Origin of the sequence: Leisingera sp. MMG026 (genome assembly GCF_021654205.1) — a bacterium.
Lineage (GTDB): Bacteria > Pseudomonadota > Alphaproteobacteria > Rhodobacterales > Rhodobacteraceae > Leisingera.
The window spans coordinates 120611-130832 of the sequence record NZ_JAKFZM010000009.1 but is presented as its reverse complement, the minus strand read 5'-3'; the positions used below and the strand labels follow the sequence as shown (position 1 = coordinate 130832).

The window sequence follows — 10222 nt, the reverse complement described above, 5'->3', positions numbered from 1 at the left end:
ATCAAAGGCGGCGCTGTAGCCCGCTGGCGCTTCGGCGTTTTTGGTTAGGTTTTCGCTTACCTGATTGGCCGCAGTGCCGGCCGCATCCGAGGCATCCGCCGTCAGGGTCAGTGCCCCCTCGGCCAGCCCGGACAGATCCAGGGTCAGGCTCCAGGCATTGCCCGATATGCTGGCGGAGCCGCTGACCTGGGCTGCGGTGCTGTCGGTGACGGTCACGGTGACGGTCCGGCCGTCTTCGATCTGCGTGCTGCTGCCGGAGACGGTCACGGCGGCGGCCTCGGCGGCGGCGAGAATGTTATCCGCAGTAAAGGGGGTGTTCACCGTCAGACCGATCACATTCAGGCTGGCCGAGGCGGTGCCGGAATTGCCGGAAGAAGAGGTGAGATCGCCGGTGGTATTGATGTAGCTGCCGGCCGTGCTGCTGGTCACATCTGCGGTGATCGTGCAGCTGGCGCCGGCGGCAGCCGTGCCGCCGGTGTAGCTCAGGGTGGCGGCGCCGGCGGTGGCGGTGAGGGTGCCGCCGGTGCAGGTCGCGGCCGCATTGGACGGCGAGGCAAGAACCAGCCCCGCAGGCAGGTTGTCGGTCACATCCAGCGCCGAGGCGGCAATCGCCGAGGCACTGTTGTCCACCGTCAGTGTCAGCGTGGTGCTGCCGTCCTGTGCAATCGATGCGTTGCCAAAGGCCTTGGTGAAACCGGGGGCAGGCTCAACCGTGAAAGCGGCGGCGGCGGCGGCGGCGGCAAAGCTGCCATTCTCTGTCAGCGTGCCGGAACTGCTGCTGTAGCTGCCGGCAGCGGCGGCGGATGGCACCGTCACAGTCAGCGGGATGCTGCAGCTTTCCCCTGGGGACAGGGTGCCGGCGGTGAGCGATACCGTGCTGCTGCCGGTCACGCTGGAGCCGCTGCCGCACAGGTTGCTGCCGGTGCCGCCGGTCACAGCCAGCCCGCTGAGGGCTGCATCCAGGTCGTCGGAGAACCGCAGCCCGGTCAGGGTGCTGCTGCTGTCGGTATTGGTAATCACATAAGTCAGCGTGGTGCTGCCGCCGGCCGCCAGCGCAGGATCTGCAAAGGATTTGCTGAAGCCGGGCAGGGAGAAGGCGCTGACGCTGAGCGTGGCGCTGGCGGCCGGACCGGTGGCGGCCAGCCCGGAGATGGTGCCGCTCACCGCACTGGTGGAGCCGCTGTAAGCGGATGTGGCGGCCCCGCCGGGCACGCTGAGAGAGACGCTGAAGGTACAGCTGCCGCCGGCCGCCAGGCTGGCGCCGGTCAGGCTGAGCGTCGACGTGCCGGAGACGGAGGAACCTGCGCCGCAGGAATTGCTCAGCGTGCCGGAGCTGGAGACCAGCCCGCTGAGTACCGCATCCAGGTCATCGGTGAAGGCAATTGCGGTGGCGGCGCTGCTGCTCAGGTTGCTGAGGGTGTATTGTGCTGTCACCGTGCCGCCCGGCGCCACCGGATCATCGGTGTAGGATTTGCTGAGGAGGAGCTGTGCGGAATCCACCTCCAGGTTTGCCTGCATCGCTGGCAAGGTCACAGAGGCGCTGTTCACTGAGGCAGTCACGCTGGAGCTGAGCGAGTTGTAGCTGCCGTCCGCGGCGCCGACCGGGACCAGCAGATCCACCGCGATGGTGCAGCTGGTGCCGGCGGCGATCTCAAGGCTGGTGAAGGCGCCGGTTGTCGTGCCGCTGGCTGCGGGCGCGCCGCCGCAATTGGTGAAGATTGCAGAGGGGGCATTGACCGCGGCCAGGCTGCTCAGCGCGGTGCTGTAACTGTCGGTGAAAAAGCCGCTGGTATAACCGGCGCTGCTGTCCGGGTTGGTCAGCGTGTAGGTCAGGGTGACGGTTTCGCCGGGCAGGGCGCTGGCAGGGGCAAAGCTTTTGGAGGTCTGCAGCGGCTGCGCGGTGATCACCTGCAGGCTGTCGCTGGCGGCGCTGACGGTGGTGGCCTGGCCGCCGGCGGTGGAGCTGAGCGCGCTGGTGGTGTTGGTGTAAGTGCCGTTTGCTGCACCGGCCGGCAGGCTGATATCCAGGACGATCTGGCAGCTTTCACCGGGATCCAGCGTGCCGCCGGAATAGCTGAGGGTGGAACTGCCAGAGAGGCTGCCGCCGCAGCTGTCGCTGGTGAGGCTGCTGAAGACAGTGCCGGACAGGAAGCCGCCCAGATCATCGGTAAAGGCGATGGCGGTGGCGGTGCTGACTGATTCCGCGGCACTGCTGACAGTGAAGGTCAGCTCGGTGTCGCTGCCCGCCCCGGCAATATCCTCGGTGAATTCCTTGACAAAAGAGAGATTGGCGCCGCCTGCAACCGTCAGCGTGGCGCTGGCGCCGCTGGTGGCCACCGCATTGCCGTTCACGGTGGCGCTCAGATCATTGGTGGTGAAAGGATAGTCGCCGGGCGGTGTATCTGCGGCGGCGGCAAGCACCAGGTCAAAGCTGCAGCTGGCCCCGGCGGCCAGGACGCCGCCGCTCATGCTGAAGGCAAAGACGTCAGTACCGGGAAAGGTCTGGGTGAAAGTGCTGCCCGTCCCGCAGCTGTTTGCTGCCGGCAGGGTGCTGATGGTGACGTTATTGGCGCCGGTGATATCGGTAATCACATCGGTGAAGGCAATATCCGTGGCGCTTGCGCCCGCGTTCGGGTTGGTGATGGTATAGCGCAGCGTGCCGGTGGAGCCGGGGGTCACCGGATTGTCGGTGAACGCCTTGCTGAGCGATGGCGGCTGGGAGCCCGCGCCGAACACCCGGAGCGTGGTGCTGGCGGTGCTGCCGGTCACAGCGCTGCCGCCAAGGTCGCCGGTCACGGCGCTGGTGGTATTGGTATAGGTGCCGTCTGCGGCGCCTGCGGCCAGGGAAATCTCTGCCGAGATGGTGCAGCTGGCCTCAGCGGCCAGGCTGCCGCCGGAGAAGCTGAGGCTGTCGGTGCCGGCGCCACTGACGCTGCCGCCGCAGCTGTTGCTGTTGAGGCTGGCAAATGTGGTGCCGGACAGGAAGGCATCAAGGTCATCGCTAAAGGCCAGATTGGCGGCGCTGCTGCTGCGGCTGGTGTTGCTGAGGGTGAACTCCAGGGTGGCGCTGCCGCCGGCATTGGCCTGGGTTACATCAAAGACCTTGATCAGCCCGAGGCTGTCTGCGGGCGGGCTGTTGACGGTCAGCCCGGCGCTGGCCGTGTCCTGGGAAATGGTGCTGCTGAACGCGGAGCGGACGATCAGGTCGTTTTCCAGGCTGTAGCTGCCCGGCGTGTCCGCCTTGATCAGCGCGGTGATGGTGCAGCTGGTGGTGCCGGCCGTGGTCAGCAGCGGGCCGTCGAAATCCAGGGTGCCGGCATCCCGGTCCACTGTGAGGGTGCCGCCGCAGGAGCTGCTGGTGGTGGCCGGCGAGGGGAAGCTCAGCCCCGCAGGCAGCGTTTCGCTGAACGCGGGATCCCGGTAGTCGGAAAAACTGGGGCTGGCCGCAACAGTAACATCAAAGGTGTAGGTCAGCGTCGAGGTGCTGCCGGGATCCACCGCAGCAGAGCTGAAGGATTTGGAGTAGCCGGTGCCGCTGGCGGCGGTGACGGCCAGATCATCGGCGGCGGTGCCGCTGTTGCCCTGGGAGGAGGTGAGATCCCCCGAGGTAAAGCTATGGGTGCCCACCGTGCTTGAGGTGACGGGCACAGAGACCGTGCAGCTTTGGCTGCCGCCAAGCCGCCCGTCGCTGAGCGACAGGCTGCTGCCCCCGGCGGTGGCGGTGAATGTGCCGTCGCAGCTGTTGCTTTGGCTGCCGCTGGCAATGGTGACGCCTGCGGGCAGGGTGCCGCTGAAAGCGAGGCTGCTTGCGGGGCTGCCAGAAGTTTCGGTGATGGTGAAGGTCAGCGTTGAATTATTGCCCGAGGATATCGAATCCGGGGAAAACTGTGCGCTGAAGGTGGCCTGGGCCAGGGCGGCACCGGGGGCGGCGATAAGCAGGACAGCAAAAAACAGACGTGAAAAACGGTGCAGCAAGCTGATCATGAAAAGTCCTAAAGTATTATGTGCCCGGTATGCCGGCCCGAACCCTGGCCGCTGCCAGGCCGGAAAGCCGTGGTTTACGGTAGGGCAGGCGGAAAACCGCCACAACTTGGCATCGAAAAAAAAGCCAAAGTTCCGGAGACTGTAGCAGATCTGCACACTTCTGGCGTGCCGCCTTTTATCCCCTCAGGGTTGAGGCGCCGGGCAGCGGGGCTATTGCCGGCGGATCCGGTACAAATGACCTGCTGCCAGCGGCCCTGCCAGTTCCGTTTCGGTTCCGTCCGGCCAGCGGATGCGGGCGCCTGCGGCGCTGGCGGCCTGGGCCAGGCCGAAATGTGCCCGCGGCGCGTCAAAGCTCATGAAGCCGCCGCCCAGCTGCAATTCCCGCGTCTGAATGCTGCCGTCCGCAGTGGTCAGCCGGATGCGGGCGCCAATGGCCGCCCGGTTGCCTGCCAGATCCTCCAGTTGAAAGGCGATCGCGGCATTCTGGCTGTTGTTGCGGAACAATACCAGCGGCCCGTTCACCGGATGGGTCAGCAGATCCGGATCGCCATCGCCATCCATATCGAACTGCACCGCGGCGGCCGTCATCAGGTAATCCTCCAGCCCGAAGGGGCCGGACATTTCCTCAAAACGCCGCGCGCCCGCCCCGGTGCCGGTATTGCGGAAAAACAGGTTGGAGGGCGAGACCTCATTGGGCACCCAGGTGCCATTGACGATGTAGACATCCAGCCAGCCGTCCTGATCGAAATCGGCGATCTTGGTATCCCAGCTCCAGCCGCCGACATCCAGGCCGCGCGCCTCAGCGGTATCGGCAAACGCGGCCCCCTGCCATTCCAGCAGCACATTGGAGCGCAGGATCTGCGGGTGGGTGAGGGCGATTTCCGCAGCCGTGGGGCGGCGGGACGGTTTAAAGTGCAGCTCGCAATAGGCGCGCGGGATCTCCTGCGCGGCGGGGATCAGCGCGCAGACCGAGGGGTCGCGCTTCTGGATCGCCAGATCCTTGATCAGCATCGCCTTGCAATCGGCCTGCGCCTGCCCCGCCATTGCCTGGCAGCGCCCGGCATAGGCGGGATCGAAATTGTTGCCGGTCTTGTACCAGGATTTGATTGCCATGTTCTGTGCGCAGAGTGCTTTGGCCGCGGGATCGGCGATGGCATCGCAATACTGCGCCAGCGGCTGCATCTTCAGGGTGTCCGAGACCCCGGAGGACCGCCCGGCGATCTGCGCCAGATAGAGCGCGGGCGTGCCGGTGTTGAACAGATCGGCGGTCTTCACCGCCATCGTGGTGGTGGTGGTATGCGGGATCAGCCCTTCCGGCTGGCTCAGCATTTCCAGCCCGCCCTTGCCGTCGCCGCGGTAAAAGTAATCCGGGATATCGAAATCATTGCCGGCAATCAGGTCCGGGGTGCCATTGCCGTCGAAATCGCTGAACAGGATTGACAGGGTCTCGCCGGGAATGCCGGGCAGATCGGTATAGATCTCGCCGGTCAGCCGGCCGTCCCGGTTCCACAGCACCCGGTTGCGCGCCTCCTCGCCGGGAATGCGCCGGTACCAGCCCGCCGCCCAATTGCCCAGGGCCGCATCCAAAGTGCCGTCGCCATCAGCATCGGCAAAGCTGAGCGCCATGGTCAGCGGCGCATCGGCACGGTTCTGCACCGGGCGGGGCGGCTCCGCGCCAAATTGCCCCTGCACATTGCGCCACCAGTAGTTGCCCTGCAGGTAGCTGGCCAGGAACAGGTCGCTCCAGCCGTCATTGTCGATATCGGCGAGGGCGGCGTTGAAGACGGGGGCCTGCGCCAGCGGCCCGAGGTCAGCTTTGATCCGGGAGAACTGCCCCTGGCCGTTGTTTTCATAAAGATAGAGGCCCGCCTCGGTGGAGGCGATTGCCAGATCCAGGTCGCCGTCATTGTCGATATCGCCCGCCGCCAGGCTGCGGCCTTCCCAGAACGGCGGCCACATGTCGCGCATGCCGAATTCCAGCGGCTTATCAATGCCCGCGGCAGCGGCCTCCATCCGGGTAAAGCCGGTTTCTGCCGGCGGCGAGGGCGGCGCAAAGGGCACGGCGGTGACGGTGATGCGGGCGGCATCCGGGCTGATGGCCCGCGGCACACCGTCCAGCGTGGCCGCCTGGGCGGCACCCCACAGCGCGGCCTGGACCGGCGCAGAAACCGGGGCAGGGGCTTCGCTCTGCAGGAGAAGCTCCAGCGCCCGGCGGCTTTGCCAGCCATGATAGCCTTGGGCTGCGGCCCCGGCCAGGATACCCAGCCCGGCCAGCGCCGCCGCCATCAGCCCGGCCGCGCGCAGCCCCAGGCTTTGACGGATGATCAGAAAGGAATAGACCGAGAAACTGCCCAAGGTCACCAGCAGCGCCATCACATAGCCATGCGGCAGCCCGGCGGCCAGCAGCGCCCCGGTCAGCACCGCGTCAAAGGCCATCGGCACCGGCAGGAACAGCCCGGCCAGGGTGATCAGCACCAGTGCTGTCAGGCCAAAACCCAGCCCGGTGATCAGATCCGGCGGCAAAAGCGTCGCCACGGTGGCGCCCAAAAGCCCGGCGGCCAGCATCAAAGGCACCGTGAGACGGAGGATCTGCCACAGATTGGCGGCATAGGCGCGCGCCACGGCGGCCAGGGCTGCTGCCAGGCTTTCGCGCGGCGCTTTTGCGGCCAGCTCCGCAGCGGACCAGGGCGTTGGCGCCGGAACCTCTGCGGCGGCGGCCTGCCGGGGCAGCGTGTAGCGGCAGATCAGCGGCACCGCGCCCAGGATCACCAGCAGGCTGATGCCGATCTTGGCCAGCGCCATATAGGCGGGCAGCAGGCTGAACATCATCGACAGCACCACGACATTCAGCGACGGCGAGGCGACCATTGCCGCCAGCGCGGTTTCAGCCCGCATCCCGGCCGCATAAAGCCCGCGCCCGACCGGTGCTGCGCAATTGGCGCAGACCCCCAAAGGCGCCCCGACCGCCAGCCCCAGTGCTGCATTGGCAAAACCGCCGCGGAAGCTGCGCTGCTGCAGAGTGCCCAAGAGGGTCATGAAGCCGGCCGCAAACAGAATGCCGAAGGTCATGCCCTGCCGGTTGGTGTGCAGCCAGTTCAGGGTGGTGTAGAAAATCCGCTCCAGCGTGCCCATCGCTGCGGTCAGCGGGAAATGCGCCTCAAAACTTAAGGGGTCCTCGAGCTGGATCGCCCCGGACATCATCAGCTTTTCATTCAGCGCCGGATAGCGCGAGCCGGTCCAGAACAGATAGGCCAGCAGGCTGAGGATCAGGAGGGCGAGAAACGGCCTTTTGACGTCAGTTGAAAACCATCGCGGCATCGGAGCGCTCCTGATCCAGTGCCAGTTAGGCCTGAATATAGGCATGCAGCAGATGCTGCGACTGGCACAGAACGAAATTGGCAACATTGGAATTGCCGTGCACGAAGATATCGCTGCGCGACAGCAGCATGGCTTCGCACAGCACATCCAGCCCCAGCTGATAGGGCGGGAAGGTCAGCCCTTTGTTCTCCGGGTGGCGGGCGTGCATCTCGCCGAAGGCGCTGCGCAGGGCGGGCCAGCAGATCACCCGGCTGCCGTAACGTGCCTGGACCTGAGAAATCACTACGCTGCTGTCGGAACAAGCAAAGATTCCAGCCTCGGGCAACAGACGCAGCGCTTCGTCCACCTGACGGAAGAACACCTCTACCGGAACTTCGTTGCTGGCGCTGAAGCGGCGGCGCAGTTGCGGCACGCCGCCGTCGATGCGGCCTGGCCCCCGGATGTGCAGACCGACCATCTGCGGCCGGAAGTGTTCGGCCTGGAACCGGTCGATCAAGGCCTGCACATCCGGTTTGAGGCGCAGGTAGCGGGTGATCAGATTATGCGCCCCCAGCCGGTCGCGCGGCAGCAGCAGAGGGTTGCAGCGGCCGTCATCTATGCGGGGCGTGATGATATTGTCGCGGCTGCAGGCCACCGGGACACCGCCGGGCAGCACCGGAAGGTTGCCGGGATCAGCACCAGAAGGCGGGAAACAGGGCTCGAAATAATACTCCCAGGGGTCGCCGGCCCGTTCCGGGTCGCGGTAGCAGGAGGCCCTCCAGCTGATGTCGAAACGGTAGCCGCCTGCCTCAGCCCGGTGCAGCTGCTCCACGACTTCGTTGACATTGGAAAACATTCCTGCCGAGCGTAGTTTCAGCAGCCGGGTATCTTCTGCGGCCACCGCCTGGCCAGCAGGAGAAACAAGGGAGGTATCAGTCATGTCGGGTCTTTCTTTTTCTTATCAGGAAGCCGCCGCCCAGGCCTGCCGCACCGCCGCGGCTTCGGGACTGCTGCCGTCAAACAGCCCTGGCAGCGCTGCCAGCCGTCCGGCAAACCCGCCATAGAGCCGGTTCAGCCTGTCCCGTACCGCAGGCGGCTGGGACTGCCAGTCGGCGGCTCGCGGCACAAATTCCGGCAGCCGGCTGTCTGCGGGCAGCCCCAGATGACGGATCACGTCCTGCTCGTGCTGCCACAGGGTTTCATAACGGACAAACAGCACCTCACGAGTGGTCGCGGCCAGCCAGTTGCAGAAATGCTCCTCCATGCGGAAGACATCTTCGCGGCTGTACTCAAGATACTCTTCCAGCCCCCAGTCCCCGCTGACCGCATCGCCGTTGCCGCCAAGGTTGCGCAAATGCCGGAGCACCCAGTCCCGTTCCGCGACCTCCCACTCCTGGCGCGGGCCGTCCTGGCTGGCGAACCCATGGTTGGAGTGTTTGGTAAGCCGCCGCTGAAAAAAGGAGATCACGGAGTCGCGGGGATCAGAGAACAGGTAGACAAAGCGCGCAGCCTGCACCGGGGCCTCTTGCGGGTTGCGGTTATGCAGATGGCGGCGGGCAGCCTGCCGGGTGTCCTCTCCGGGATAAAGAAACCGGGAAAACACTTTTGACCCGGAGGCTCCGCAGGACACGACAAAGGTGCGGTGATTGGTCATCAGGAGGCAGGTCCCAGAAAAAAACAGCACCGGCACTAAGATGCCGACGCTGGTGCATTGTCAAGCAAGGCCGGACTCAGCCCTGATCGGTAACCGTTTCTTCCAGGACGGTGATCCGCTTTTGCAGCTGCTCGATATAGATATGCGCATGTTCCAGCTCGTTGAGCATCCGAAGCATCTTTTCTGTGACATTGACCGGGATGCCAGGGCCGGTCGGGCCAACTGCAGGCAGGTGCTTCTTTGCCCACATTTCGGCGGCGTGCTCTTCGATTGAGGGCACGGTATAGACTTCCGGGTCGAACACTGCATCGCAAGGATCCGCCAGGGTACAGGCGCCGCCGCCGCCAGTGGTGATAAGCGTGCCCGCAATGGTCATGTCCCCGGTGGGTGTCAGCGACATGGCGACAGCAGCGGCATTTTCGTTGGAAAACCGCACTTGGGTGCCGTTCCAGATGATTTGGAAGTCATCCGCCGACGCGCTGCTTTCCATCTGGAGGGCCACCCGGGCCTGGCCCGAGGCCAGGTGCAGCGTCTCATCCGGAACATTGGTGCCGAGCCCGATCCGGTCGGCACTGGCGTCGACAAACAGCAGATTGGCAAGGGTATCGCCTTCAACCCGCAAGTCACGGGATGCGCCGCTTTCGTTGACGATGATGCCTGACGAATCGATCACCAGCGCATCCGAAGGGGCGCCGGGCTTGATCTTGAACGGCAGGGTGCCGCTGTTGCTCACGTCGCGGATGAAGAAGTTGGTCTCATTGCCGGCCACGTCCCAGGTCTGCGAGGCAAAGCCGGAAGAGGTGTCCTGTTCCAGCCGCAGCGCCGGGGAGTTGCCCTGTTTCACATGCAGGTCGACAACCGGCGCCGTGGTGCCGAAGCCGACAAAGCCGCCGGATTCTACATAGACCGCATGGTTGCCCGCGTCGGCCTCGATCAGGAAAGGGGTCGAGTTGCCGTCGACATCGTCGATGGAGAAGTAATTCTTGCCGCCGTTGTCCGAGCTGTTTGCGGTCAGCTGCCAGTCCCGTGTCGGGAAGCTGGCACTGACCGAGGTGTCCTGGAACTTGATCCGCAGGTTGTTTTCCTTCAGCCGGATGGTGTCGAAGCCGAAGCTCTCACCATTGGAGCAGTCTTGGCCGACGCAAAGGCTGTTTGACACGATCAGATCGTCGTTGATCACCTGGTCTGCCTGCGCAGCACCTGCGGCTAGGGTAAAGAGGCCGACGCCTGCGGCCAGGAACCGTTGGGGTTTGCGGCTCATGTCAAATTCCTTTTCTTTCAAATCAG

At 65.0% G+C, this 10222-nt stretch carries 5 protein-coding genes; all 5 read right to left on the bottom strand.

The window, feature by feature from the left end:
* The coding region (locus tag L1069_RS24140) for a hypothetical protein (protein WP_275423053.1) at positions 1–3984 on the bottom strand (3984 nt) is incomplete at its 3' end.
* A 210-nt stretch (positions 3985–4194) separates the two neighbouring features.
* On the bottom strand, positions 4195–7302 hold the full coding sequence (locus tag L1069_RS06985) for an FG-GAP-like repeat-containing protein (protein WP_237455183.1): 3108 nt from the start codon (positions 7300–7302) through the stop codon (positions 4195–4197).
* Between the two features lie 25 nt (positions 7303–7327).
* Positions 7328–8221: a nodulation protein NodZ gene (locus L1069_RS06980; protein WP_129373320.1), complete on the bottom strand. Its 894-nt coding sequence runs from the start codon at positions 8219–8221 to the stop codon at positions 7328–7330.
* A gap of 21 nt (positions 8222–8242) precedes the next feature.
* Complete coding sequence (locus L1069_RS06975) at positions 8243–8935, bottom strand: hypothetical protein (protein WP_129373319.1); 693 nt, start codon at positions 8933–8935, stop codon at positions 8243–8245.
* A gap of 76 nt (positions 8936–9011) precedes the next feature.
* On the bottom strand, positions 9012–10196 hold the full coding sequence (locus L1069_RS06970) for a hypothetical protein (protein ID WP_237455182.1): 1185 nt from the start codon (positions 10194–10196) through the stop codon (positions 9012–9014).
* Positions 10197–10222 lie beyond the last annotated feature (26 nt).

What these genes read in the sequence shown, in the direction of transcription:
- L1069_RS06975 (WP_129373319.1), bottom strand. Translation starts at nt 8,935, where the DNA reads ATGACCAATCACCGCACCTTTGTCGTGTCCTGCGGAGCCTCCGGGTCA.
- L1069_RS06970 (WP_237455182.1), bottom strand. Translation starts at nt 10,196, where the DNA reads ATGAGCCGCAAACCCCAACGGTTCCTGGCCGCAGGCGTCGGCCTCTTT.
- L1069_RS06985 (WP_237455183.1), bottom strand. Translation starts at nt 7,302, where the DNA reads ATGCCGCGATGGTTTTCAACTGACGTCAAAAGGCCGTTTCTCGCCCTC.
- L1069_RS06980 (WP_129373320.1), bottom strand. Translation starts at nt 8,221, where the DNA reads ATGACTGATACCTCCCTTGTTTCTCCTGCTGGCCAGGCGGTGGCCGCA.